Raw genomic sequence first — 25,028 nt, 5'->3', positions numbered from 1 at the left:
CTCAGTTCCTCTCCTGCTCGCCGGCCTGGTGTGGCGCGGGGTGGGTGAAGGCTCCGGTGAACTGGTCGGCCGCGCCCGGTACCGGTTCGGCGGGGTCGGCGCCGAGCGCGACGATCCGGTTGGCCTTGTCGACGTGGACGACCCGTGGCCGGTGGCCGGCGCGCTCGGACTCGTCGAGCGCGGCGAAGGACATGATGATCACCAGGTGACCGGGGTGGACGAGATGGGCGGCGGCGCCGTTGATCCCGATGACGCCGCTGCCGCGTTCGCCGGTGATGGCGTAGGTGGTGAGTCGGGCGCCGTTGTCGATGTCGACGACCTGGACCGCTTCGCCCTCGACGATGTCGGCGGCCTCCATGAGGTCCTGGTCGATCGTCAGGGATCCCACGTAGTGCAGATCTGCCTGGGTGACGGTGGCTCGGTGGATCTTGCCGTTCAGCAAGGTGCGGTGCACCATGACCCCCCTGAGGAGATTACTTAGGCGAGGCTAACCTAAATCAACATCGCCGGGTGCGGAAGAAACGGGTGGGGACGAACCGGGCACGGAGGAACGGTCGCGGAAGAACTCCAGGAGCACCCGGTTCAGTTCGTCCGGCCGCTCCAGATAGCCGTAGTGCCCGCAGCTCTTGATCTCCTGGTACACGGCACCGGGGATGGCGTCGGCGACCTCGCGCCCCAGGTACGGCGGCAGGATGACGTCGTCCGCGAAGCCGACGACCAGGCAGGGCACGTCAATGGCGCGGTAGGCGTCCAGTCGGCCCTCCGGGACCTGGAGGTCCAACTGGGCCCGCATGCCCGGCCCTTGGGGTTGCGGCGAGAACTCGAAGAGCTCCAGCCAGTCCTGGATCTGCCGCTCGTCGTCCAGGGTGGCCGGGGACAGGTTCTGCAGGGCCCGGATCCAGGCGGCGTAGGCGGGCGGCAGCTCCGATCCGCTGTCGTGCAGGGCGCGTTCGGCATCGGCCATCGCGGCGCGCAGGACGTCCGTACGGCCGCGGGTGGCCATCAGCACGCCCTGCCGGACGAGTCGGGGCCTGGCCAGCATCAGTTCCTGGACGACGTACGCCCCCATGGAGACGCCTACGAACCGGCACGGTGCGAGGCCGAGATGTTCGGCCAGGCCCGCCGTGTCGGCCACCAGGTCGTCGATGGTGAAGCCTTCCGGGCACTCGTCCGTCGGTGGAATGCCCCGGTTGTGGAAGGTGACGACCCGGTAGCCGGCGTCGACCAGGGCCGGCACCTGGTGGAGGTGCCAGGCCCGCCCTCCGGCGCCCTGGCCCATCACCAGGACCACCGGCTCGCCCTCGCCGGTGTCCTCGTAATGGAGCCGGATTCCGTTGATCCGCGCGGTCGGCATCGTTCTCCGCCCTGTCGTACGAGGGTGAGCCAGTCGGGAGTGTTCAGTCGGCCGCCGGAGACGCTTCGGCGGTCGCCGCCCGGTCGCCCCCGTCGGCGTCCGGCGGTCGGCTGAGCGTGGCCTTGCGCAGTCCCGGCATCGCGAGCGCCAGGACCCCCACGCCCGCCAGACAGACCAGTCCGCCGACCACCACGGCCCCGCTCGACGAGCCGAGCGCCCTGGACACCAGGCCCGCTTCGACGTTGCCGACGGAGGGGCCGGCGGTGGCCTGGGCGAGCCACAGACTGCCGACGCGGCCCTGGAGCCGGTCCGGCGTGTAGTGCTGGAGCAGGGCCCGCCGCAGGATCTCCGAGGCGGTGTCGCCGAGGCCGGCCAGCGCGAGGAAGAGCAGCGCGAGCCACAGGTCGGGGCTGAGGCCGAAGCAGGTGATCGCCACGCCCCACACCGCGACCGCGCCGATCAGTGCCCGCCCGGTGTGGTGCACCCGGCCGGTCCAGCCGCTGGTCAGCGCCCCGAAGAAGGAACCGACCGCGGGGGCGGTGTAGAGCAGTCCGACGGTGGACGGACCGCCGCCGAAGTGCTCGGTGCCGAGTTCGGGGAAGAGCGCGTACGGCATCGCGAAGACCACCGCGCACACGTCGATCAGCAGCAGTCCGGCCACGACCTGGTTGCCGCGCAGGAAGCGCAGCCCCTCCCCCATCGCCTTCAGCGGATGCTGGGCCTCGGCCGGCCCCTCGGGGGCGAGCTTGGGCAGCGGGGCGAGCAGCACGAGCCCTACGACGTATATGGCCGCGTCGATCGCGAAGCACCAGGCGATGCCGGGCCCGGCCGCGATCACGCCCGCCAGCGACGGCCCGACCATGCCGCCCAGTTGGGCGGTGAGGGTGGTCAGCGCGCCGGCGGCGGCCAGCTGCCCGGGTGTCACCAGGGCGGGCGTGGCGGCCATGAGGGCCGGACCGCCCAGCCCGGCGGTGAAGCCCGCCAGTACGGCAGCCACGAACACGAACCACACCTGCGGGTCGGGCAGCGCCGCGTTCACCGCGAGCCCCGCGATCACCACCGCGGTCACGGCCCGGGTCACGAGCATGACCTTGCGCCGGCCGGCCCGGTCGGCGAGCAGACCGCCCGTGACCAGACCGACCAGCAGCGACAGGCCCAACACCAGGCTCATCAGGCCCACTTGGACCGACGAGCCGGTCAGTGTGTAGATCTGCAGGCTGGCCGCCACCGAGGTGAGATGCGTGCCGACCATGGAGATCGCCTGGGTGGCGAACACCAGCCGGAAGTCCCTGCTGGAGCGCAACGGCGCTACGTCGACGACCACTTCTCCCAGTCTCACGCGCGCCCCTGCCCCTCTGCCGGGACGACGTACGGGGCGACGCTGCGGAGCTTCTCGCAGGTCTCCTCCAGCTCCCGGGCCGGAGTCGAGCCGGCCAGGATGCCGGCACCGGCCCGCAACCAGGTACGGCCGCCCTCCTCGAAGAGACTGCGCAGCACCAGCGCCGCGTCGAGCGATCCGTCGCTGCCGGCCCTGAGCACCGCCCCGCTGTAGATGCCGCGGGGCTCCTTCTCCAGCCGGGCGATGCAGTCGTAGGCGGGAGCCTTGGGGATGCCGGAGGCGGTCACGGCGGGGAACACCGCGCGCAGGGCGTCCCAGGCGGTGGCGGACTCGGCCAGCAGGCCGTGCACGCTGGAGCCGAGGTGCTGCACACTGCCGCGCCGGCGGACGCTGAGCAGGTCGCGTACCGAGACGGTGCCCGGCCGGCAGACGGTGGCCATCTCCTCCTCCGCGAGCTTGACCGACAGCACGTGTTCGGAGATCTCCTTGGGGTCGGCGAGGAGTTCGGCGCGCAGGCGCTCGTCCTCCTGCTCGCCGAAGCCGTGGGCGCGGGTACCGGCGAGCGGCTGGGTGACGACCTCGCCGTCCGCGCCGACCTCGGCGACGGTCTCGGGGCTGAAGCCGGTGACCCGCCGGCCGCCGAGGTCCAGCAGGAAGGAGCGGGCCGGGGTGTTGTGCGAGCGGCCGTGGACGTAGGTGGCGACGAAGTCGACCGGGAAGGGCACGTCGACGCAGCGCGAGAGGATGACCTTCTGCAGGTCGGAGGTCCGTATCTCCTCGATGGCCTGGGCCACCATGTCCGGGTAACGGCCCTCGGCGTCCGACACGTCGATGGGGCGGGGTACGGCGGTGCGGGGCGCGTCGGCGCGGTCGAGCAACCCGGTGAGCGCGTCCAGCGTCTCCTGGTCCGCGCTGCGGATCAGGGCACGTTTCCGACCGAGCCTCACTTCGCTGTGGGGGACGAGCAGATGGAGCAGGTCGTCCTCGCCCGTCCGGTCGGGGCGGCCGGCGTGCAGATGGGAGAACTCGAACGCCATCCAGCCGTAGGCGTTCCAGCCCTCTACGGCCATCCGGCCCAGTTCTTCGTGGACCTGGCGCAGTGGATGCGGCCCGAGGGGGGCTGCGGTCTGTTCGGTGAGCCATCGGCGGCGGATCTCGGAGCGGTCGACCTGGATCTCGCCGAGCGCCCCGCCGGCGAACCAGAGGTCGCCGTTCTGTTCGTAGATCACGTACTGGTCGAACAAGCCCGACTCCGCCAGTTGCGCCGCCAACTGGACGGGGTCTCCCGGCAGTTCCGTCTCCGCGCTCCGATAACGCAGCAAGGACCTACCTCCCTGGACTTAGGTTAACCTAACCTAATTCAGAACAGACCCTAGCCCCCGCAGCGCGGCGCCGTCCAGATCGCGCCCCAGGCTTGACCCCGATGACTGATTAGGCAAGCCTTTCCTAAACAGCAGGCGGGAGTTGAGGATGCTCGACGGTTGGGTGCCCTGGCCGGAACCGCTGGCCGAGAAGTACCGCGCAGAGGGTTACTGGGGAGGCCGGCCGCTGGACCGGCTACTGAGGGAGAGCGCCGAGCGCGAGCCGCGGCGGACCGCGCTCGTGGACGCCGACGGAAACAGGTGGACGTACGCCGAACTCGATCTGCGCGCCGACCGCATGGCGGCGGGACTGCGGCGGCTCGGCATCGGCGACGGCGACCGTGTGGTCGTCCAACTGCCCAACACGGACGCCTTCGTGGTGCTCTTCTTCGCGCTGCTGAGGGCGGGCGCGATACCCGTACTCACCCTGCCCGCGCATCGCGAGAGCGAGATCGTGCATGTCGCCGAGGTGTCCGGTGCCACGGCGTACGCGATCCCGGACCTGCACGACGGCTTCGACCACCGCGGGCTCGCCCGGGCCCTGCGCAAGGCCGTGCCCGGCATCGAGCACGTCCTGGTGGCGGGCGACGCAGCGGAGTTCACCGCGCTCGCCGACATCGACGCCGACCCGGTCCCGCTACCCGAAGCCGACCCCGGCGACGTGGCCGTACTGCTGCTGTCCGGCGGCACGACCGGCAAGCCGAAGCTCATCCCGCGCACCCACGACGACTACGCGTACAACGTCCGCGCGAGCGCCGAGGTCTGCGGCTTCGACCGTGACACCGTCTATCTGGTGGTGTTGCCGACCGCGCACAACTTCGCGCTGGCCTGCCCCGGTCTGCTGGGCACGCTGATGGCGGGCGGCACCGTCGTGCTCTCCCCCACGCCGAGCCCCGAGGACGCCTTCGCGCTGATCGAGCGGGAGAAGGTCACCGCCACCGCCGTGGTCCCGCCGATCGCGTTGCTGTGGCTGGACGCGGTGGAGTGGGAGGAGGCCGACCTCTCCTCGCTGAGCCTGCTCCAGGTCGGCGGCTCCAAGCTGGGCGCCGAGCCCGCCGCCCGGGTCGAACCGGCCCTCGGCTGCACGCTCCAGCAGGTGTTCGGCATGGCCGAGGGCCTGCTCAACTACACCCGGCTCGACGATCCGCCCGAGCTGGTCATCGGCACCCAGGGCCGCCCGATGTCCCCGGCCGACGAACTCCGCGTGGTCGACGAGGACGATCGCGACGTACCGCCGGGCGAGCGCGGCGAGTTGCTCACCCGCGGCCCCTACACCCTGCGCGGCTACTACCGCGCCCCCGAGCACAACTCCCGCGCCTTCACGACCGACGGCTACTACCGCACCGGCGACCTCGTCCGGATCCTGCCCACCGGCCATCTCGTGGTCGAGGGCCGGGCCAAGGACCAGATCAACCGGGGCGGCGACAAGATCTCCGCCGAGGAACTGGAGAACCACATCCTCGCCCACCCGGGCGTGCACGACGCGGCCGTGGTCGGCATGCCCGACGAGACGATGGGCGAGCGCACCTGCGCCTACCTCGTCCCGCGCGGACAGGCCCCGGCCCAGCGGGAGTTGGCCGCTTTCCTCACCGAGCGAGGGGTCGCCGCGTATAAGCTCCCCGACCGGGTGGAGGTCATCGAGGCTTTTCCCCGGACCTCGGTAGGCAAGATCGACAAGAAGGCGCTCGGCCGACTGATCGCCGATCGCCTCCGCGCGGAGGGCATGGGTGGCAACTGAGGCCGGTACGGCCCCTCTTGTACAGTCCGGCAAGACGAAGAAGACGGCGAAACAGTCCCCCAGGCGCCGGAACTCGACCCGGACTCTGGCCGTGCTCGGCGCCCTGCTCCTGTTGCTGACCGCCGTCATGCTCAGCCTCGCGGTCGGCTCACGCGCCCTGGCCCCGTCCGTCGTGGTCGACGCGCTGCTGCATGACGACGGGTCGACCGCGGCCTCGGTGGTCTGGGACGTCCGCGTGCCGCGCACCCTGGCCGGTATCGCGGCCGGCGCCGCGCTCGGCGTCGCGGGCGCGCTCATCCAGGCGCTCACCCGCAATCCGCTGGCCGATCCGGGACTGCTCGGCATCAACGCGGGCGCCGCCACCGGAGTGGTGCTGTCCCTCACCGTGCTGGGCATCACGAGCCTGTGGGCGTCGGTGTGGTTCGCCATGGTGGGCGCGGTGGTGGCGGGGCTGCTGGTGTACTCGCTGGCCTCGGGCGGTCGCGGCGGCGCCACACCGGAGCGGCTCGCCCTCGGCGGTGCGGTGGTCGCCGCCGTGTTCACCGGCATCAGCCAGACGCTGATGCTGCTCGACGCCCAGGCGCTGGACCAACTGCGGTTCTGGAGCGTGGGTTCGCTCGCCCGGGCCGACAGCGAGACCCTCACGACGATCGCGCCGTTCGTCGCGGTCGGTCTGGTGCTCGCACTGGCGCTGGTCCGGCCGCTGAACGCGCTGGCGCTGGGCGACGACGGCGCCCGGGCGCTGGGCGCCCATGTGGACGGCACACGCTTCCTCGGCCTCGCGGCCATGACGCTGCTGTGCGGTGCGGCGACCTCGGCCGTGGGGCCGCTGGTCTTCGTGGGCCTCGCCGTCCCGCACATCGCCCGCATGATCGCCGGGGCCGACCAGCGCTGGACGCTGCCGCTGTCCCTGCTCCTCGCGCCCGCCCTGCTGCTCTTCGCGGACGTCCTCGGCCGGATCGCCGTACGCCCCGACGAACTGGACGCGGGCGTGGTCACCGCGGTGGTCGGCGCACCGGTGTTCATCGCCCTGGTCCGCTACCGCCGGACGGTGACCGCATGACGACCCGGGCACCGGCTCGCACCGGTCCGCGCGCCCGTTCGCATGTCGTACGGAGCCGCTCGCACCGTTTCTCCCTGCGGGTGGACGTGCGCGCGGTGACGGTCTGCGTGCTGGTGCTGGCCGCCACCGCCGCAGCCGGCGTCCTCGCGCTCGGCACCGGCGAGTACACGATCTCCCCGGCGGACGTGGTCCGCACCCTGCTGGGCAACGGCAGCCCGCGCACCGACTTCGTGGTCAACGACCTCAGGCTGCCCCGCCTGATCACCGGCATCCTGGTCGGTGCGGCGCTCGGCCTGAGCGGTGCCCTCTTCCAGAGCCTGACCCGCAATCCGCTGGGCAGCCCGGACATCGTGGGCTTCACCTACGGCTCCGCCACCGGAGGCCTGCTGGTGGTCCTGCTCGTCGGCGGCACCGGCGGGCAGATCGCCGTCGGGGCGGTGGGCGGTGGCCTCGCGACCGCGGTCCTCGTGTATCTGCTGGCGTGGCGGCAGGGCATCCACGGCTACCGGCTGGTGCTGGTCGGTATCGGGGTGAGTGCCCTGCTCCAGGGGGTGAACGCCTATCTCCTGGCCAAGGCCCGGTTCACCCAGGCCGCGCAGGCGATGGTGTGGCTCAACGGCAGCCTCAACGGCCGGGGTTGGCAGGACGTCCGGCCGGCCGCCTTCGGTCTGCTCGTGGTGCTGCCGCTGGTGGCGCTCGCCGCGAGCCGGCTGAAGATTCTGGAGATGGGCGACGACGTGGCGGGCGGGCTCGGGGTGCCGGTGCAGCGGACGCGGCTGGTGATCCTGGTGCTGGCCACGGCGGCCTGCGCGGTGGCCACCGCCGCGGCCGGCCCGATCCCGTTCGTGGCCCTCATCGCCCCCCAGCTGGCCCGCCGCCTCACCCGGGCCCCCGGGCCCAACCTCCTCGCGGCCACCTGCACCGGAGCATTCCTCGTGGTCACCGCCGACTTCGCCTCCCAACGCATCCATGAGTCGGCGCAGTTGCCGGTCGGCGTGGTGACCGCGGTCGTCGGCGGGGTGTACCTGGGGTTGCTGCTGCGCAGGCAGCGGCGGGTGGGGCGGATCTGACGTCAGTGGCCGTGGCTCGGCTCGGCCTCCGGCGAGGACGCCTCCGACGGTACGGACGACGCCGCAGCGGCCGGGACCGTGAACGCCGCGGTGTGCACCTGACCCTCGTGCTTGAAGTCGAGGAAGAGGCGGTACGTGCCGCTGCTCGGCGCCGTGGCCATGAACGAGATCTCCGGACCGGGCTTCGTCCTGCCGTCGCCGGGTGCGCCGCCCGGGTGGACGTGGAGGTAGGCGAGGTCGCCGGAGCGCAGGGCCACCAGGTGGCCGTAGGCGCCGAGGTAGGGCTGGAGGTTGGTCACGGGGCGGCCGTTTCGCGACACCTTGAGCTTCAGCTCGCTCTCCTTGCCCGGGAGCAGGCCGCCGTCCAGACGGACCTCATAGCCGTCGATCTTCGCGGTGGAACCCGGCGCGGGGAGCTTCTGCGGTTCGTAGGAGCCCGAGGCCGCCAGATCCGCCCCGAGCGTGAGGTTCTCGGCGCCCTCCTTCGCCGGGGTGAAGTCGGCGAAGACGCGGTAGCCGCCCGCGCGGGGCAGCTCGACGGGGATGCTCCAGGTACCGTCGGCGGCGCGGGCGGGGTGCAGGTGGCGGTAGGTAACCAGGTCGCGTGAGGCCACGATGAGGTGCAGTTCCTTCTCGTGCTCGCGCTGGTAGGCCGTGACGGCTCGGCCGCCGCTGTCGCGGATGACGAAGCGCAGGTCGGCGCGGGTCCCGGCGGTGACGCTCGGGGTCCTCAGGTCGAGGGTGTAGCCACCCTCGGAGATCTGCAGCCCACCGGCCGGCTCCGTCTCGTGCCCGCCGTGGCCTCCTCCTCCCTCGGGTATCGGTGACGGCTCGCCGTGATCGACGTGGCGGGCGGGCGCGGGGTCCTCGACGACGGGGTCCATGCCCAGGCCCACGCCGTACGCGGTGCCGAAGGTCGCGGCCAGTGCGGCGGCGAACGCGGTGATCCTCAGTCCGGCATGCATGGCGGTCTCCTGCGGGTCAGGTCTTTCGTTGCAAGCTCTCGATACAGCTCACCATACCCCCAGGGGGTATGAAGTCAAGCCGTATCCGATATTGCACCAGATACCCCCTAGGGGTATGCAGGACTCCAGCAAGGATACCCCTGCCCCGTATCGAGGTCGACGGGAACCCGAAACCCCGAGGAGGGACCATGTCCACCACCACGTACGCCGTCTCCGGCATGAGCTGCGCGCACTGCAAGGCCGCGCTCACCAAGGTCATCGGCGAGCTGGACGGCGTCACCGACGTCGGCGTGGATCTCGCGAGCGGCCAGGTCACCGTCACCAGTGCCGCCGAGCCCGACGACGCCCTGATCGCCGAGGTCGTCGACGACGCCGGCTACGAGCTGACCGGCCGCGCGGCCTGACCCGCCCGCGAACCGGCCGCGCCCGGCCACTCCGGGCTCCGGCCCCCACCCCGCACCAGGAGCAGCGATGACCTCCACCGCGTCCCACCCCACCACCGAGGTAGAGCTCGCCATCGGCGGCATGACCTGCGCCTCGTGCGCGGCGCGCATCGAGAAGAAGCTGAACCGCATGGACGGCGTGACCGCCACCGTCAACTACGCCACCGAGAAGGCGAAGGTCAGCTACGGCGGTGACGTCTCCGTCCAGGACCTGATCACCACCGTCGAGGCGACCGGGTACACGGCGGAGGAACCCGCGCCGCCCGTACGGGACACGCCGGAGACCCGGGACGAGGACGACGGACTAGGGCCGCTGCGGCAGCGGTTGGTCACCGCCGTGACGCTGGCCGTCCCCGTCATCGCGATGGCGATGATCCCGGCCCTGCAGTTCGAGTACTGGCAGTGGCTGTCGCTCACCCTGGCGGCGCCCGTCGTGACGTACGCCGCATGGCCCTTCCACAAGGCGGCGTTCACCAACCTGCGGCTCGGCGCGGCCACCATGGACACGCTGATCTCGGTCGGTACGTCGGCCGCGTTCCTGTGGTCGCTGTGGGCGCTGTTCCTCGGCACCGCGGGCGAACCGGGCATGACGCACCCCTTCGAGATGACGGTCTCCCGCAGTGACGGCTCCGGGAACATCTACCTGGAGGCGGCCGCGGGAGTCACCGCCTTCATCCTGGCCGGGCGCTACTTCGAGGCCCGTTCCAAGCGGAAGGCGGGCGCGGCCCTGAAGGCCCTGCTGGAGCTGGGTGCCAAGGACGTCACCGTCCTGCGCGCCAACGGCACCGAACACACCGTCCCGGTCGCGGAGTTGAAGGTCGGCGACCGCTTCCTGGTCCGTCCCGGCGAGAAGATCGCCACCGACGGCACGGTCGTCGAGGGCTCCTCCGCGGTGGACGCCTCGATGCTCACCGGCGAGTCCGTGCCGGTCGAGGTGGCCCAGGGCGACCCGGTCACCGGCGCCACGATCAACGTGGGCGGCCGCCTCGTCGTCGCGGCCACCCGCGTGGGCGCCGACACCCAACTCGCCCGGATGGCCAAGCTGGTGGAGGACGCGCAGAACGGGAAGGCCTCGGCTCAGCGGCTCGCGGACCGGATCTCCGCCGTGTTCGTGCCGGTCGTGATCGCCCTCGCGCTGGGCACCCTCGGCTTCTGGCTCGGCAACGGCGCCGGGCCGGCCGCCGCCTTCACCGCCGCGGTCGCCGTACTGATCATCGCCTGCCCGTGCGCCCTGGGCCTGGCCACCCCGACCGCGCTGATGGTGGGCACCGGACGGGGCGCCCAGCTCGGCATACTGATCAAGGGCCCGGAGGTGCTGGAGTCCACGCGCAAGGTCGACACGATCGTCCTCGACAAGACGGGCACGGTGACCACCGGCCGGATGGCCCTGCTGGCCGTGCACACCGCCGACAGCACCGACGAGGCCGAAGTGCTGCGGCTCGCGGGCGCGTTGGAGCACGCCTCCGAGCACCCGATCGCGCGCGCCGTGGCCGAGGGGGCGCTTCAGCAGCTGGGGGCGCTGCCCACGCCCGAGGACTTCGCGAACGTGCCCGGCCTCGGGGTGCAGGGCGTGGTCGACGGCCACGCGGTCCTGGTGGGCCGGGAGCGGCTCCTCGAAGAGTGGGCCATGGAACTGCCGGAGCCGCTGGCGCACGCGAAGTCCGAGGCCGAGGCCTCCGGTCGTACCGCCATCGCGGTCGCCTGGGACGGTGAGGCCGGGCGGTCCTGGAGGTCGCCGACGCCGTGAAGGAGACCAGCCCCGCGGCGATCCGTCGGCTGCGCGCCCTCGGCCTCACCCCGATCCTGCTGACCGGCGACAACAAGGCCGTCGCGCACGCCGTCGCCCGCGAGGTCGGTATCGCGCCCGAGGGCGTCGTCGCCGAGGTGCTGCCGCGGGACAAGGCCGATGTCGTCAAGCGGCTGCAGGGTGAGGGCCGTTCGGTCGCGATGGTCGGCGACGGGGTCAACGACGCGGCCGCCCTGGCCCAGGCCGACCTCGGTCTGGCGATGGGCACCGGCACGGACGCCGCGATCGAGGCCGGCGACCTCACCCTGGTGCGCGGCGACCTGCGCGCCGCCGCCGACGCCATCCGGCTCGCCCGCAGGACGCTCGGCACCATCCGGTCGAACCTGTTCTGGGCCTTCGCCTACAACGTCGCCGCGCTGCCGCTCGCCGCGGCCGGACTGCTCAACCCGATGATCGCCGGAGCGGCGATGGCGTTCTCCTCGGTCTTCGTCGTCGCCAACTCCCTGCGGCTGCGCTCGTTCCGGGCCGCGAGCTGAGCCGCCGCGCCGCCCGCCCCGAAGGGGGCGGCGCCGAGGGGCCCACCCGTCAGGCCGACGCGCCCTTGACGACCTCGGACCGGTACGGCCCCTCCATCACCTTGAGCCGCTGCATGCCGGTGAGCCGGACGGCGAAGTGGACGGCGGCAGCGGCGGCGAGGATGTGCACCAGGTCGGCGGCCATGTACTGCGTCACCGCGTCCTTGATCTCCGCCGGCGTCTCGGCGTTCTGGTATGTCGTCCCGGCGTACCGGTTGAACAGGAGGCTGAAGGCGAACAGACCCCACCACAGGTTCACCGGCCAGGTCCGCGCCCGGTACCGCTCGCCGTCGGACGGCAGCAAAGTGGCGGCGCCCCACATGTCGAGGGCGATGCGGTACGGCATCCAGAGGTTCACCAGCGGGATGAGCCAGGCTCCGACGGCCCACCCGGGTCCGTTGCGGAACCGGTCCGGCGCCAGAAGTCCGGTGTTGCGGCGCATACGGAAGAACCAGACGACGAAGACGATCGCGCAGGGCAGGTACACCATGCCCTGGTATCTGCCGGCCGTCTCGTACAGCGAGGCAGCAGCTGCGTACGCCTGCTGCGGGGCTGTGACGAAGCCGCCGTCCGCGTCGATCACCGCCCGGAGCCGGAATCCGGCGAACAGGCTGAACAGGTCGCAGAGGGCCACCAGAGCGAGCGCCCCGACGGCTGCGGCCAGAAGACCGACGGACGACATGGGCGCACCTGCGGGCAGCAGGGGACGCGGACGTAGCTCATTGGATGCGGACATGGCGATGAGGCCCCCCACGGGCGGAAAGAAAAGGCCCGCGGAAGAAGGCGCGGCCGAGGCACGATACGCCGACCGCATACCTCCCGTCCATGACAATGCCGCAGGCGGCGAACCTCTGGGATCGGTCCAGGTCAACCCGGCTGCCGGTCAGCGCCGACCGTACGTCGTACGTCGACGGCGGTGAGGGCCAGTGCCAGGGGCCCGGGCGCCAGGAAAGCGAGGGGCAGGAGCATCCAGGCGCACGAAGCGGCGGTGGCCACCGCGAGCAGGACCAAGCCGTCGCCGCCCACGTCCCGCACGGCATCCCGGGCGGCCCCGCGCACCGCGGCTGTCCAGTCGGTGAGCGCCTCCGGGCGGGCACAGGCCCTGAGGCCCACCACCGTGGCGCCTGCCCCGATCGCGGCGGCCGTCACCGCGAACAGCGGCGCCCCGGGCAACCCCGCCCCGGCCAGCGCCAGATCCGCGGCGAACAGCAGGACGCCCGCGAGCGCGACGACGCCCGCCACGAGGTCCCCGGCCCGCAGTCGGCGTCGTAGGAGGGCGAAGTACTGCCCCGCCGTGGCCGGCCGCCCCTCCCCCGCGCCGCGCAGCACCGCGCACGCCGTGGACAGTGCGGCGGGCGCGGTCACCAGGGGCAGACAAGCCACGGCGGTGGCGAGGCCGACGCTCAGCATGTCGGCGAACAGGGTCATCCGCGGCCCGAAGACCTCGCCCGGCTCACGCGTTCCCATGCCGCTCACCCCTTGAGCCCGGAGCTGGCCATGCCCTCCACCAGCAGGCGCTGGAAGGCGAGGAAGAACAGCACGATCGGCAGCAGCGCGATCACGGACATCGCGAACATCGGGCCGAACGCCGAGGTGCTGGACGCGTCCACGAACGATCGCAGGGCGAGCGTGAGCGTGAACTTGTCCGGGTCGAAGAGGTAGATGAGCTGGGTGAAGAAGTCGTTCCAGGTCCAGATGAAGGTGAAGATGGCGGTCGTGATCAGCGCGGGGCGGGTGAGCGGGAGCACGACCTTGAAGAAGCTGCGGAACGGGCCGCAGCCGTCGATACGGGCCGCCTCCTCCAGCTCGCGCGGCAGGCCGCGCATGAACTGCACGATGAGGAAGACGAAGAAGGCCTCGGTGGCGAGGAACTTCGGCAGGATCAGCGGCCAGTAGGTGTTCACCAGGCCGAGCTGGTTGAAGATGATATACTGCGGGATCAGCACCGCATGGTGCGGCAGCATGATCGTCGCGATCATGAACGCGAACAGCGGCCCCCGGAAGCGGAATCGCAGGCGTGCGAAGGCATAGGCGGCGAGCGAGCAGCTGACGACGTTGCCGAGGACCGCGCCGCCCGCGATCAGCAGCGAGTTGGTCAGCAGCCGCCAGATGGACACGTCGTTGACGCCGTCCAGGGCGGTGGAGTAGTTCGACCACTCCAGGCGGCCGGGCAGCAGGTCGAGGCTCGCGATGACCTCGTCGGCGGGCTTGAGCGAGGTCGCCAGCAGCCACGCCAGCGGGTACAGCATGACCAGCAGCGCGGCCAGACAGCCGACGTGCAGGGCGATCCGGCCCCAGGCAACGGGCTTGCGGACAACCGGAGTTGTGGTGGTGGTCATCGGTCCCCCTCGGAGGCGTAGAAGACCCAGGAGCGCGAGGTGCGGAACAGCACCGCCGTGACGGCGCCGAGGACGATCAGCAGCACCCAGGCCATGGCGGAGGCGTAGCCCATGTGGGAGGCGACGAAGCCGCGGTCGTAGAGGTAGAGGGTGTAGACGAGGGTCGAGTCGGCGGGGCCGCCCTTGCCCGCGCTGAGCGCGAAGGCGGGCGTGAAGACCTGGAAGGCCTGGATGGTCTGGAGTACGAGGTTGAAGAACAGGACGGGTGACAGCATCGGCACCGTGACGGACAGGAACTGCCGCCACTTCCCCGCCCCGTCGACGGCCGCCGCCTCGTACAGCTCGCCCGGGATCTGCTGGAGGCCGGCCAGGAAGATGACCATCGGCGCCCCGAACTGCCACACCGTCAGCAGTGCTACGGCGAGCAGCGCCCAGCCGGGTTTGTTGACCCAGCCGCCGGTGCCGAGCAGGTTGTCCACCGTGCCGCCGTCGTTGAAGATCGCGCGCCAGACGAGGGCGATGGACATCGACGCGCCGAGCAGCGAGGGGGCGTAGAAGGCCGACCGGTAGAAGCCCTTGCCGCGTTTCATGCCTTTCAGGGCGAGCGCGACGACGAGGGCCAGCGCCAGTTGCAGGGGCACGGCGATGACGACGTACGTCAGGGTGGTCAGCACCGACCGCCAGTAGCGCGGGTCCTCGGTGAACATCTGGACGTAGTTGCGCAGGCCCACCCAGCGCGGCGGGTTGAACAGGTCGTAGTCGGTGAAGGACAGATACAGCGACACGGCCATCGGCAGCAGCGTCAGGACGATGGCACCCAGCACCCACGGGGACAGGAACACCCAGGCGGGGCCCTGGCTTTCGCGCTTGGGGCGACGCTTCGGGGCGGTGGTGGCCCCCGGTTTCCTGGCAGCGGGCGCGGGGATGTCGGTGGTGGTCATGACCTCAGCTCCGCCTTCGCCTCGGTGACGTAGTTCTCGGCCGCCTCGCGTGGCGACATGCGCTCGTACGACACCTGGTCGTAGTCGCGCTGGAAGGTGGCCTGCAGGGCGTTGTCCCCCGAGGGCGGGGCCTGCGGCGGGTCCTTGAGGGAGCCCTCCAGGGAGGCCTGGTAGTCGGCGATCGTCTTGTCGAAGTCCTTGAGCTGCGGCTCGATCGCCTCGCGGACGGACTCGTTGACGGGGATGCCTCGGGTGGCGCCGAGGATCTTCCCCGCCTGCTCGTCGTTGATGAGGAAGTCGACGAGCTGTGCCGCCTCCTTCGGGTGAGCGGTGTTGGCTCCGACGCCCAGGAACATCGACGGCTTGAAGTACTGGCCGGGGGTGCCGTCCTCGCCGGACGGCATCGGCGCGAGCGCGACGCCGCCGGGTATGAGGGCGAGGAACCCGCTGGCCGGAGCATCCCAGTTGGCGTCGGACGTGGCCTCGCCGCGCCCCAGCGGGGTGTTCTCCACGGAGCCGTCGAGCTGGGTGGTCTGCTCGGCGGGCGAGACGGCGCCCGCGCGCCGGAGTTCGTCGGTGAAGGTCCACCAGCGGGTCAGGTCGTCGGCGGTGAAGCCGAGCCCGCCGTCCTCGGTGTAGAGGGACTTGCCCTGCCCGCGCAGCCAGACCTCGAAGCAGTCCTCGCTCTGGCCGGGGTCGGTGGCGCCGGGCTTGCCGGTCTTCTTCGCCAGGGCCCGCATGGCGTCGGCCCACTCGCTCCAGGTCCAGCTCCGGCCCGGGAGCGGCACCCCGGACGCCTTCCACGCCTTGACGTCGTAGGCGACGGTCTCGGTGGCGCGGCCCTGGGGGATCGCGTACTGCGTGTCGTCCAGCCGGCCGGTGGCGAGCAGGCCCGCGTCGATCTCACCGGTGCGCAGTACGGCCTGCTGCTCGGCGAGGTCGAGCAGGACACCGCCGGAGGCGTACTGGTCGATCTGCCGGTAGTCGAGCTGCATCACGTCGGGGGCGTCGCCGCCGGCGGCCTGCGTGGCGAGCTTCTGCTTGTAGGCCTCGTAGGCCGAGAACGACGTCTGCACCTGGATGTTGGGGTGCTGTTTCTCGAACAGGGCGACGGCCTGCTCGGTGCGCTCCGCGCGGTCGGGGTTGCCCCACCACGTGTAGCGCAGCACGACCTTGCCGCCGCCGACCGACTCCCCGGATCCTGTGCAGCCCGCCAGCACCGCGCAGAGCACGAGTGCGGCGGCCGACGCGCAGAACCCCTTTGTCCTGTGTCCGGGCATGCCGAGGTCACCTCTTCTCTCCTCGGACTTTCTGTTGGCCCCCCTTCGGCCCCCCTGGCCTGCTATTCGCCGCCGGACGGCAGCGTCGTCCCTGGCAGGTTGTACTCGTCCCGGCGGCCGCACATGCCGAAGCCGCCGAGCCTGGTGGGCGCGGTCTCGTACGAGGTCGCGTCGGCGAGATACGCCGGCTCACCGGCCTCCAGCGCGTCGAGCTGAGCGCCGGTGCGTTCGGCCGTGGCCAGCGCACCCGCCCGCCAAAGCTCCCGCCAGTTCGGCACCTTGGCGCGCACGAGGCGGGCGGCGGCACGCTGGAACTCGACGTACGGGCCGCTGTCACCGGCGACGAGCGCCTCGCGCAGGGCGAGGTAGCCCTCTACGGCGAGGTCTCTGCGGCGGCGCGCGACGGCCGCCGTGTCCGCTCCCGTGCCGGGCGGGATCGCCGCAGCCGCCGCGTACTTCTCGGGGTCGGCGAGCACCTCGGGCGGGAAGGTGAAGACGGCGTCGCCCGCCTCGGGCAGTCCGCTGTTCTGCATCAGCACGGTGATGCGCAGATCGCCGCCCTGGACCATACGGTGCACGGTCCCGGGCGTGAACCAGGCGACGGAGCCCGGCTCCAAGGGGACGTCCCGGTAGCCGTCGGGGCTCAGCGTCTGCACGGCACCCCGGCCACCGGTGACGACGTACGCCTCCGTGCACACCAGATGCAGATGCGGGCTGCCGCCGCACACGCCGTCGGCGGCCTCCCAGTCGTAGGCGCTGAGGTGGGACAGACCGACGGCGCCGGGCAGCGGGTGCGGAAGGTGGGGCTTCACCACGGCATTCCCTCCAGGTGGGAGGCCACCCGCTCCCGATCCCACGCCCCGTCGGCGAACACGACGCGATACCGGTACGCGAAGGACTCGCCCGGCGGCAGCTCGAACTCCTCGAAGAACGCCCAGGAGAACGCCACCGTAGGGATCGGCTCGGAGCGCACGAACCAGTGTGACTCGTGGATCGCGGCGTTCTCGTCGAGGTTCTCGGGGGCGTGTGCGAAGACGAGCGTGGAGTGCCCGTCGACGTCGTCGTGCTCGGTGGTGAAGGCCAGCCACGGCCCCTGGGTGCCCATCAGCTTGCCCGCGTCCGCGCCCGCTCCCCCGTCGAGGTCGGGGCCGAAGGCGGTGCCGCCGGTGAAGTCCCGGGGGCCGCGCCACTGGAGTCCGGTGTAGCCGGCCATCTCACGGCCGGCTGTGGTGGGCGAGCCGAAGGCCAGCGGCACGGCACGGAGGTTGGTCAGCCGGATCGACCAGTCCAGAGCCCAGGCGCCGGCCTCCTCGTCCACCGAGTGGACCGTCAGCCCGCGCACCTCGCGCGCCCATTCCTCGCCGCCGTTCTCCACCCAGGTGAGCTCCTCGGTGAAGGCGAGCCGGTCGTCCTCGGCCGCGAAGTCGGCGAAGCCGTCGTGCCGCATGGAGCCGACCCGCTCCGGCAGGGCGAGGTAACCCTCGCCGTGGACATAGCAGTTGCCGCCCCAGAAGTTCTGCCCGGACAGATGGCTCGCCGTCATCTGCAGGCCCTTGTGCCAGCGGTGGTCGTTCGGCCGGTAGCCGGTCACGGTGCGCCCGGCGAGGGTGCGCACCGGGTGGGCGTAGGGCTTGCGGGACTCGAAGGCCTCCGGGTCGGGGCGGTAGACGTAGCGGAGGATCTCCGTGCCGTTGGCCGCCTCGACGGCGATGTGGTCGCCGTGGACGTGGCTGACGCGGATGCTCATGCGCGCTCCTTGGGGGCCCAGTGGGGGTGGTCGCCGTGCATGGCCGGGTAGAAGCGGTCGCCGGGCCGGATCTCGCCCGCGAGCACCGGGCTCCCCGTGAAAGCGGCCTTGTAGAGGGCTGCGGCGAAGTCGAGGGTGGCCCGGGCGTCGGGACCGCTGCCGGGCGGCCGGACACCGTCGTCGTAGGCGTCGAGGAGGGCGCCGAGCTGCGCCGTGTGCGAGCTGGGCAGGTCCGCGGCCGGGGTGCGCCAGGCGGTGGCCCGCTCGGAGGGGACGTGCGGGGCCGGGGTGTACACCCAGTCGTCGTTGCGGTGGCCGTACAGGTGGGTGAGCTCGACCGTCGCGTCGGCGCAGTCGATGCGGATGCGGCTCACCTCGTGCGGGGACAGCACGCTGTTGACGACGGTGGCGAGGGCGCCGTTCTCGAAGCGTACGAGGGCCGTCGAGACGTCCTCGCTCTCGGTGTCGTGGACCAGGCGCGCGGCCATGGCCCGGATCTCCGCCCATGGCCCGAGCAGGTGCAGCAGCAGGTCGAACTGGTGGATGCCGTGCCCCATGGTGGGCCCGCCGCCTTCGCTGGCCCACTTCCCGCGCCACGGCACCGCGTAGTACGCGGCGTCGCGATGCCAGGTCGTCTGGCAGTGCGCGACCAGCGGGGCGCCCAGCTCACCGCTCGCGATCAGCTCCCGGGCGTGCACGGCGCCGGAGCCGTACCGGTGCTGGAAGACGACCGACGCGTACGCCCCCGACGCCTCCTCGGCCGCCGCGATGTCGTCGTACTCGGCGAGCGACAGGCACAGCGGCTTCTCGCACAGCACCCAGGCGCCCGCCTTGAGCGAGGCGACCGTCTGCTCCCGGTGCAGCGACGGCGGCGTGCCGATCAGGACGAGGTCGGGGCGTACGGCGTCCAGCATGTCGTCCGTCGAGGTGTACCCGGCGACGTCCTCGCCCGCGAGCTCCCGGAAGGCGTCCAGCCTGGCCCGGTCCACGTCGACGGCGGCGACCAGCTCCGCCCGGTCCGCGTGGTGTCTCAGGGCGGGGAGATGGCTGCCGCTGACGATGGCGCCGGTGCCGATCACGGCGACGCGGCGGCGGGCGGTGCTTGGGGACATGCAGTTCTCCTCGGACGGCCGACGGACAGCCCGCTCAGAAAGCGCTTGCACTTCGAGGGCGACCCTAGGCAGGGACCGAATGTCAGGACAACCCCTCTGCGGCGACATGAGCAAAGCCTTGACCGTTCGGCTCGGCTCACCCCCCGCACGCTCCCCTTCCGGGCGGGCACTCAAACGGGATGAAGATCACTGAGGGCTCAGGAGCGGTGGCGCGGCGCAACTCGGGACGGCTGACGGGCCGTTGGGCGGGCGCGTCAGCCGATCGGCTGGGCGGTCTCGGCACCCGACTGCGGCCGCGTCCGGGCCTGGCTGACCAGGCCGAGCCGGGCGAGGAACTGCTCCAGGGTGAAGGCGGCCATGCCCAGGCACACGGCGTTGCCGGGCACCTCGGACACCTCGACGGTGAGGCCGGGCAGGGAACCCGGCAGCACGTGACGGGGCAGTTCGTCCCGCACGGCGGGGACGAGCCACGGGGCCAGCACCTTGGGCAGCCAGCCGGTGAGAGTCACCTTCGGGACGTTGAGCAGGTTGACGAGGTCGCCGAGGGCCGCGGCGAGATAGCGGCCCGTGCGCCGGACGAGCTCCCGCAGCACCGGGTCCCCCGCGGCCAGCCCGCCGGCGACGGTCTCGACGAAGTCGCGCTGCCCGGGCTGCCCCAGCGCCGGATGGGACGGGTCGATCTCGGCCAGCGTCGCCTCCAGGCCGGGAGCGCCGACGTACGCCTCCACGCACCCGTGTCGGCCGCAGCGGCACGGGCGACCGTCCAGCATCAGGAGGGTGTGACCCCATTCGCCGGCGTTGTTGGTGATGCCGCGGACGAGGGTGCCCTCGATGGCGATGCCGGCGCCGGCCCCGGTGCCGATGTTGACCACGGCCATGCTGTCGACGACGCGTCCGACGCCGAACCACATCTCGGACAGGATCGCCGCCTTGAGCGGATTGTCGACGTACACCGGCAACCGCAGCCGCTCGGCCAGCAGTTCCTCGATGTGGACGTCGTGCCAGTCCCAGTTCGGCGCGAAGACGGAGACCCCGGCGTCGTGGTGTACGTGGCCCGGCATGCTGACCCCGACTCCCACGATCCGGTCGCGCTCGGTCCTGTCCGCGTCCAGGGCGGCCTCGATCGCGCCGACGATGCCGTCGACGACGTACGCCTGGTCGTTCTGGTCCTCGTCGAGGGCCGCCTCGTGCCGGCCCAGGACGCCGAGAGCGAGGTCGTACACCGTGGCCTCGACGTAGGTCTCGGCGACGTCGACACCGACGATGCGGCCCCGGTCCGGGTTGATCGTGAGCCGTTCGTACGGCCGTCCCACGGCGTTGCGCTCCACGGCGGCGATGTGCAGCACGCCCTCCGCCAGGAACTGGCCGGCCAGTGTCGCCACGGTGGCCTGGCTGAGGCCCGTGTGCCGGGCGAGTTCCTGGCGGGAGGACGGCCCGAGGTCGAACAGTGCGCGCAGCACCTCGAAACGGTTCTCGCTGCGAACGTCTCGGGCCGTGTGCCGGGCCACCGGTCTTCCCCCTCAGTCGGTCGGTCCCCCCAGCCACAGCGTACGGATCTCCGGCGTGTCACGCCCCTCAATACCCTGGGCGAGCAGGGTCAGGCCCGGCCAGTTCGGCGGTACCCAGAGCGCGTCGGGGTCACCGCCCGAGAAGTCGGGCCGGTCGCCGACCCAGACGCGCCCCACGCACTCGCCGCCGGCCCATCCGGTCACCCGGACCTGCGTGGCATCCAGCCGGACCAGGTATCCGTCCGGCGACGCCGGCAGGTCGACGTCGAGCCATGCCTCCTCCCCCGGTTTCAGCACCAGCGGGAGCCGCACCTCCTCCGTGCGGCCGGAGCCGGCGGCGAACGCGGTCAGCAGCTCGTCGTCCTGCACGGCGCACGACCAGTCGCGTACGGCGTCGAGCGCGAGCAGTTCGGCGCGCAGGCCGGGACCGCTCGGGTGGTGCGGCAGCGTGACCGAGACCCGGTGGGTGCCGGCGGACAGCAGCACCCAGGGGTTCTCGGCGTGGACGGTCTCCGGCTCCCCGTCGTCCACGCTCACCCGCAGCGGTTCGGCGACCCCGCGCAGATGCAGCGCCGACGGGGTGGGCGCGTGGACCGTACGGGTGTAGGTGACCGGCGCCGCGACGCGGGTGCTGCTCCAGCCCCCGAGCACCCGGGTCGGCGCGGGAGCCGCGGCCCAGTGGCCGTGCACCGTCCACAGGGCCGACACGTCCGTGGTGTCCCGGACCTTCCAGAGGGTGCCCAGGCCACGCAGCGCGCCGAGGCGGAGCGCGGGCAGGCGGGCGTCGTCGAAGTTGGCGTGGCCCCAGATCTCCACGACGGCCTCGATCGCGACACTGCCCGTCACGTCCCGCACATCGATGGTCCGCGCCGCGTCGAACCCGGCGATCGGCGGGTGCGTGCGGCCCGCCACCGCCAGGTCGACGATGTCGGCCGCGCCGGTGAGCAGCAGCGCGTCGACGTCCGTCAGATCCGTGGTGGTCCGGTGGACGCCGCGCCCCCGGTACACCCCGAGCGACTCCAGCGTGGGCGGCAGCGCGTGCAGCCCGGCCGGCTTCTCGGGGGCCGTTTCGGACCGCCGCCGCACCTCGCGCACGGCGGTCCGCGCGGCCTTTTCGGGTTGCTGCGGCGCATCGGTGAGGTGCACGGTGCCGTCTGGGTCGACGGGGTCGACCGACCGCAGCCGCGCTGCGTCCGCCGACGACAGCACGACGAGCGTCACTCCGGCCATGGTCCTGCTGTCGGACACCGGGATCTCGGTGCGCGTCCCGTCCAGTACGACGGTGACCGGCACGTCGGAGGAGAACACCAGCACCCCGTCCGTCGCCGCCACGAGATCCGCCGAGGCCAGCGTCAGGGTCACCGCCGAGCCCCAGGGCCGCAACGGCACGTCCACCGCCATCAGAGGGCACGATCCCGGCGCGACCGCGACCGGCACACCCCGAACGACCGCCGTGCCCGGCTCCGTTCCGAGATGCGGTACGGCCACCAGGCGGCCGCCCTCCGGCAGGTCCAGGGCGGCCGGCTCCGAGCTCGTCGGGAAGTCGCAGGCCACCTCGGTGTCCGCCGCCCCCGGGACGGCGAGTGCCAGCCGGTCGCCCCACACCTCGACGACCCGGGCGAGTACCTGCGCCTCGGCGTACTCCGGCCGTGCCACGCCGGTGGACGTGACGTATCCGCCGAAGTCGTAGCCGTGGCTCATGAAGTTGCCGGGGCGCCCCCAGTTGCCGCTCGACGGGGTGTACCCGAAGTTCCAGCCGGACGACTGGAGATACGGCGCGATCAGCTTGGCGCCGCTCGCCAGCAGCCGCAGCGTCCGGTGGCGCCGGTTCGTCTCGGTGACCAGCAACGGCACCCCGCGCTCCGCGACCAGAGCGGCATAGCGGCGCACTTCGGCCTCGATGTCCGGGGAGTCGTCGTCCGGGTAGAAGTTGCAGGCCGGTACGACTCCGTCCGCATCCCCTGTGGCGCCCGCGAGATCGCCCTGTCCGGAGCAGGCGATCAGCGGCACGGAGATGCCGTGCCGAAGTGCCGTGTCCCGTAGGGCGGTTATGTACCCGGGGCGGTCCGCGCAGTCGAAGAAGTCCAGTTCGTTCTCCAGCTGCACCATGATCACCGAGCCGCCCGCCCCGTACTGGCGCTCGGCCAGCAGCGGCAGCACCTGGTCGAACCACGCGGTGACCTGCTCCAGATAGCGGGGCTCGTTCTGACGGACCCTCAACTCCCGGTCCAGGCCCAGCCATGCGGGCAGCGCGCCGCCGTCCCACTCGGAGCAGATGTACGGGCCCGGCCGCGCGATGACGTAAAGGCCCGCATCCTGCGCGAGGTCCAGGAAGGCGGCGACGTCCCGGCGGCCCTCGAAGGACCAGCGGCCGGGCGCCAACTCGTGGAAGTTCCAGGGCAGATAGACGTCGACGCAGGTGTACCCCGACGCCCGCACCTGTTCCAGCCGCTCGCGCCACTGCTCCCGCGGGAGGCGGAAGTAGAACAGCGAGGCGCACAGCAGGGTGCGGGGGCGGCCGTCGATCCACACGCCCCGGCCGTCTACGTGGATGGTGGTCACTTCACTCCCGCGCTTCCGCCGCTGATGTCCATTTCGTACAGGTACTTCTGGCCGAGGTAGTAGACGATGATCATGGGCAGGGCGAGCAGGATCGAGCCGACCATCACCAGGTTCCACGACGGTGACTGGCCCGCCGCCGAGGTGCTGGTGATGTACTGGATGCCCAGCGACAGCGGCATCTTGGACTCGTCGTTCAGATAGATGAGCGGGCCCATGAAGTCGCCCCACGTGTGGGTCAGGGTGAAGATGCCGATCGCGATGAGCACCGGCCACAGCATCGGCAGCATGATCCGCCGGTAGATGCCGAAGAAGCCGAGGCCGTCGACCATGGCCGCCTCGTCGAGCTGGCTGGGCAGCCGGGAGACGAACTGCCGTACCAGGAAGACGTTGAAGGCGTTGGAGAAGAAGTTCGGCACGATCAGCGGCAGATAGGTGTTCACCCAGCCCAGGTCCCGGAAGAGGATGAACTGCGGGATCATCGTGATCTGCGTCGGGATCATCATCGTGGCGATGACGATCAGGAACAGCGAGTTCTTGCCGGGGGCCCGCAGTCGGGCGAAGGCATAGCCGACCAGGCCGCTGGAGAGCATCTGCCCGGCGACCGAACAGAGCGAGATGATCACGGAGTTGATCAGGAAGCGGCCCATCGGCAGCTCGGAGCCGAAGACCCGGGTGAAGTTCTCCCAGTGGAACTCGGTCGGGAAGAGGGTGAAGGAGTTGGTGTTCACCGTCGCGTCGCTGGAGAGCGCGATGGAGCCGACGAACACCAGCGGCATGGTGAGGATCGCCGCCACGACGATCAGCGTCGCGTACGTGAACGGGGTGGCCCGGAACGCCCGTAGCGTGCCGGGCCCTCGTCCCCAACGGGTCTTGCGCGGCGGGGCGCTCTCCTGCGTCCGCTGCGGCGCCGGGGTGGTAAGGAGGCCGGCCATCACTTCACCTCGGTTTCGTAGAACACCCAGCGCCGGGCGGTGCGGAATGCGATCAGTGTGAAGACGAGGACCACGAGGAACAGCAGCCAGGAGATGGCCGACGCGTACCCCATGTGGTAGTTGCCGAAGGCCTGGTCGAAGAGGTACGGCACCATCGTCTCGGCCCCGGCGTAGGCCGCGGGCAGCTTGCCCTTCGGCACCAGGATGTACACCTGGGCGAAGACCTGGAAGGCGCCGATCATCCCCATGATCAGGTTGAAGAAGATGATCGGGGTCAGGTGCGGCAGCGTGATGCTCCAGAACTGCCGTACCGCGCTCGCGCCGTCGACCTCGGCCGCCTCGTACAGCTCCTTCGGGATGCCCTTCATGGCGGCGAGCAGCAGCACCGTCGCGGCGCCCGCGCTCCATGCCGACATCACGATCAGCGCGGGGGTCGCCCAGTCCCCGTCGAGCAGCCAGGACGGGCCCGAGACGCCGAACAGGCCGAGCCCGTCATTGAGCGGGCCGTTCGGGGCGAGCACCTGCCGGAAGATCATCGCCGTGGCGACGAGCGGCACCAGGGTCGGCAGATAGATCAGCGTGCGCAGTAGTTTCCGGGCGCGTACCTGCTTGTTGAGCAGATTCGCCAGCACAGGCCGAGCACCAGGCCGAGCGGGACCGAGACCACCGCGTAGTAGAAGGTGTGCCACAACGCCCTCCAGAACCTGGCGTCGTCGGTGATCAGCGTGACGTAGTTCTGGAACCCGACCCAGACGGGCTCGGTGAACGAGTCCCAGTCGGTCATCGAGTAGTAGACCGACGCGATCATCGGCCCGAACAGGAAGACCAGGAACCCGATCATCCACGGCGAGACGAACAGATAGAACCAGAGCGCCTCACGGCGCCGCCGCTTCGACGACGTCCCGGTCTTCGGGACAGCCGTCGAGGCAGGCTTCGAGATGGTCGCCATCGC

22 protein-coding genes and 1 pseudogene are annotated in these 25,028 nt (G+C 71.4%); 5 read left to right on the top strand and 18 right to left on the bottom strand.

Going from position 1 to position 25,028, the window contains the following annotated elements:
* Nucleotide 1 precedes the first annotated feature (1 nt).
* Genes panD through QQM39_RS42365 form a run of 4 tightly spaced genes read right to left on the bottom strand, consistent with a single transcriptional unit; the run spans nt 2 to nt 4,015 of the window.
* The gene (gene panD, locus QQM39_RS42380) at nt 2–454 is read right to left on the bottom strand and encodes an aspartate 1-decarboxylase (RefSeq protein ID WP_302003912.1); all 453 of its coding nucleotides are present in this window, start codon (nt 452–454) and stop codon (nt 2–4) included.
* A gap of 33 nt (nt 455–487) precedes the next feature.
* On the bottom strand, nt 488–1,354 hold the full coding sequence (locus QQM39_RS42375) for an alpha/beta fold hydrolase (RefSeq protein ID WP_302002890.1): 867 nt from the start codon (nt 1,352–1,354) through the stop codon (nt 488–490).
* 43 nt (nt 1,355–1,397) lie between these two features.
* The gene (gene entS, locus QQM39_RS42370; RefSeq protein WP_302002889.1) at nt 1,398–2,693 is read right to left on the bottom strand and encodes an enterobactin transporter EntS; all 1,296 of its coding nucleotides are present in this window, start codon (nt 2,691–2,693) and stop codon (nt 1,398–1,400) included.
* Nucleotides 2,690–4,015 carry a salicylate synthase gene (locus QQM39_RS42365; protein WP_302002888.1) on the bottom strand — a complete coding sequence of 442 codons (1,326 nt, stop codon included), beginning with the start codon at nt 4,013–4,015 and terminating at the stop codon, nt 2,690–2,692. The genes entS and QQM39_RS42365 overlap by 4 nt, the downstream gene beginning before the upstream one ends.
* A gap of 148 nt (nt 4,016–4,163) precedes the next feature.
* Between QQM39_RS42365 and QQM39_RS42360 the strand changes: the two genes are divergently transcribed.
* Genes QQM39_RS42360 through QQM39_RS42350 form a run of 3 tightly spaced genes read left to right on the top strand, consistent with a single transcriptional unit; the run spans nt 4,164 to nt 7,925 of the window.
* Nucleotides 4,164–5,792 carry a (2,3-dihydroxybenzoyl)adenylate synthase gene (locus QQM39_RS42360; RefSeq protein ID WP_302002887.1) on the top strand — a complete coding sequence of 543 codons (1,629 nt, stop codon included), beginning with the start codon at nt 4,164–4,166 and terminating at the stop codon, nt 5,790–5,792.
* Nucleotides 5,782–6,855: an iron ABC transporter permease gene (locus QQM39_RS42355; protein ID WP_302002886.1), complete on the top strand. Its 1,074-nt coding sequence runs from the start codon at nt 5,782–5,784 to the stop codon at nt 6,853–6,855. The genes QQM39_RS42360 and QQM39_RS42355 overlap by 11 nt, the downstream gene beginning before the upstream one ends.
* Complete coding sequence (locus tag QQM39_RS42350) at nt 6,852–7,925, top strand: iron chelate uptake ABC transporter family permease subunit (RefSeq protein WP_302002885.1); 1,074 nt, start codon at nt 6,852–6,854, stop codon at nt 7,923–7,925. The genes QQM39_RS42355 and QQM39_RS42350 overlap by 4 nt, the downstream gene beginning before the upstream one ends.
* A gap of 2 nt (nt 7,926–7,927) precedes the next feature.
* On the opposite strand, the gene QQM39_RS42345 is transcribed toward QQM39_RS42350, so the two are convergent.
* Nucleotides 7,928–8,890: a hypothetical protein gene (locus QQM39_RS42345; protein ID WP_302002884.1), complete on the bottom strand. Its 963-nt coding sequence runs from the start codon at nt 8,888–8,890 to the stop codon at nt 7,928–7,930.
* Between the two features lie 188 nt (nt 8,891–9,078).
* On the opposite strand from QQM39_RS42345, the gene QQM39_RS42340 reads away from it, so the two are divergent.
* Both QQM39_RS42340 and QQM39_RS42335 read left to right on the top strand, forming a co-directional pair.
* Nucleotides 9,079–9,294: a heavy-metal-associated domain-containing protein gene (locus QQM39_RS42340; RefSeq protein ID WP_302002883.1), complete on the top strand. Its 216-nt coding sequence runs from the start codon at nt 9,079–9,081 to the stop codon at nt 9,292–9,294.
* 67 nt (nt 9,295–9,361) lie between these two features.
* Nucleotides 9,362–11,616, top strand: a pseudogene (locus QQM39_RS42335) (heavy metal translocating P-type ATPase).
* Between the two features lie 49 nt (nt 11,617–11,665).
* Here the strand turns inward: QQM39_RS42335 and QQM39_RS42330 are convergent.
* The 13 genes from QQM39_RS42330 to QQM39_RS42270 all read right to left on the bottom strand — a co-directional run bounded on the left by QQM39_RS42330 (nt 11,666) and on the right by QQM39_RS42270 (nt 25,025).
* Nucleotides 11,666–12,337, bottom strand: coding sequence for a DUF4328 domain-containing protein (locus tag QQM39_RS42330; protein WP_302002882.1), 672 nt, complete (start codon nt 12,335–12,337; stop codon nt 11,666–11,668).
* Nucleotides 12,338–12,522: 185 nt separating this feature from the next.
* The gene (locus QQM39_RS42325) at nt 12,523–13,122 is read right to left on the bottom strand and encodes a hypothetical protein (protein WP_302002881.1); all 600 of its coding nucleotides are present in this window, start codon (nt 13,120–13,122) and stop codon (nt 12,523–12,525) included.
* A gap of 5 nt (nt 13,123–13,127) precedes the next feature.
* Complete coding sequence (locus QQM39_RS42320) at nt 13,128–13,994, bottom strand: carbohydrate ABC transporter permease (protein WP_302002880.1); 867 nt, start codon at nt 13,992–13,994, stop codon at nt 13,128–13,130.
* The gene (locus tag QQM39_RS42315) at nt 13,991–14,935 is read right to left on the bottom strand and encodes a carbohydrate ABC transporter permease (RefSeq protein ID WP_302002879.1); all 945 of its coding nucleotides are present in this window, start codon (nt 14,933–14,935) and stop codon (nt 13,991–13,993) included. The genes QQM39_RS42320 and QQM39_RS42315 overlap by 4 nt, the downstream gene beginning before the upstream one ends.
* Entirely contained in the window at nt 14,932–16,215 is a 1,284-nt protein-coding gene (locus QQM39_RS42310) for an ABC transporter substrate-binding protein (RefSeq protein WP_302002878.1), read from the bottom strand. The genes QQM39_RS42315 and QQM39_RS42310 overlap by 4 nt, the downstream gene beginning before the upstream one ends.
* Before the next feature lie 62 nt (nt 16,216–16,277).
* Nucleotides 16,278–17,030, bottom strand: a complete 753-nt coding sequence (locus QQM39_RS42305) for a cupin (protein WP_302002877.1) — start codon at nt 17,028–17,030, stop codon at nt 16,278–16,280.
* On the bottom strand, nt 17,024–17,962 hold the full coding sequence (locus tag QQM39_RS42300; protein WP_302002876.1) for a PmoA family protein: 939 nt from the start codon (nt 17,960–17,962) through the stop codon (nt 17,024–17,026). The genes QQM39_RS42305 and QQM39_RS42300 overlap by 7 nt, the downstream gene beginning before the upstream one ends.
* On the bottom strand, nt 17,959–19,074 hold the full coding sequence (locus QQM39_RS42295) for a Gfo/Idh/MocA family protein (RefSeq protein ID WP_302002875.1): 1,116 nt from the start codon (nt 19,072–19,074) through the stop codon (nt 17,959–17,961). Before QQM39_RS42295 ends, QQM39_RS42300 begins: the two co-directional genes overlap by 4 nt.
* Before the next feature lie 254 nt (nt 19,075–19,328).
* A complete protein-coding gene (locus tag QQM39_RS42290) occupies nt 19,329–20,582 on the bottom strand; it encodes an ROK family protein (protein WP_302002874.1) in 1,254 nt (417 codons plus the stop codon).
* A 12-nt stretch (nt 20,583–20,594) separates the two neighbouring features.
* Complete coding sequence (locus QQM39_RS42285; RefSeq protein WP_302002873.1) at nt 20,595–23,144, bottom strand: beta-galactosidase; 2,550 nt, start codon at nt 23,142–23,144, stop codon at nt 20,595–20,597.
* Nucleotides 23,141–24,076, bottom strand: coding sequence for a carbohydrate ABC transporter permease (locus tag QQM39_RS42280; protein WP_302002872.1), 936 nt, complete (start codon nt 24,074–24,076; stop codon nt 23,141–23,143). The genes QQM39_RS42285 and QQM39_RS42280 overlap by 4 nt, the downstream gene beginning before the upstream one ends.
* Nucleotides 24,076–24,708, bottom strand: coding sequence for a carbohydrate ABC transporter permease (locus QQM39_RS42275; RefSeq protein ID WP_302002871.1), 633 nt, complete (start codon nt 24,706–24,708; stop codon nt 24,076–24,078). Before QQM39_RS42275 ends, QQM39_RS42280 begins: the two co-directional genes overlap by 1 nt.
* Nucleotides 24,651–25,025: a carbohydrate ABC transporter permease gene (locus tag QQM39_RS42270; RefSeq protein WP_302002870.1), complete on the bottom strand. Its 375-nt coding sequence runs from the start codon at nt 25,023–25,025 to the stop codon at nt 24,651–24,653. The genes QQM39_RS42275 and QQM39_RS42270 overlap by 58 nt, the downstream gene beginning before the upstream one ends.
* Nucleotides 25,026–25,028 lie beyond the last annotated feature (3 nt).

Origin of the sequence: Streptomyces sp. DT2A-34, from assembly GCF_030499515.1 — a bacterium.
Lineage (GTDB): Bacteria > Actinomycetota > Actinomycetes > Streptomycetales > Streptomycetaceae > Streptomyces.
Note: the sequence above shows the minus strand (reverse complement) of the source record. Positions and strands in the feature narration are given on the sequence as shown.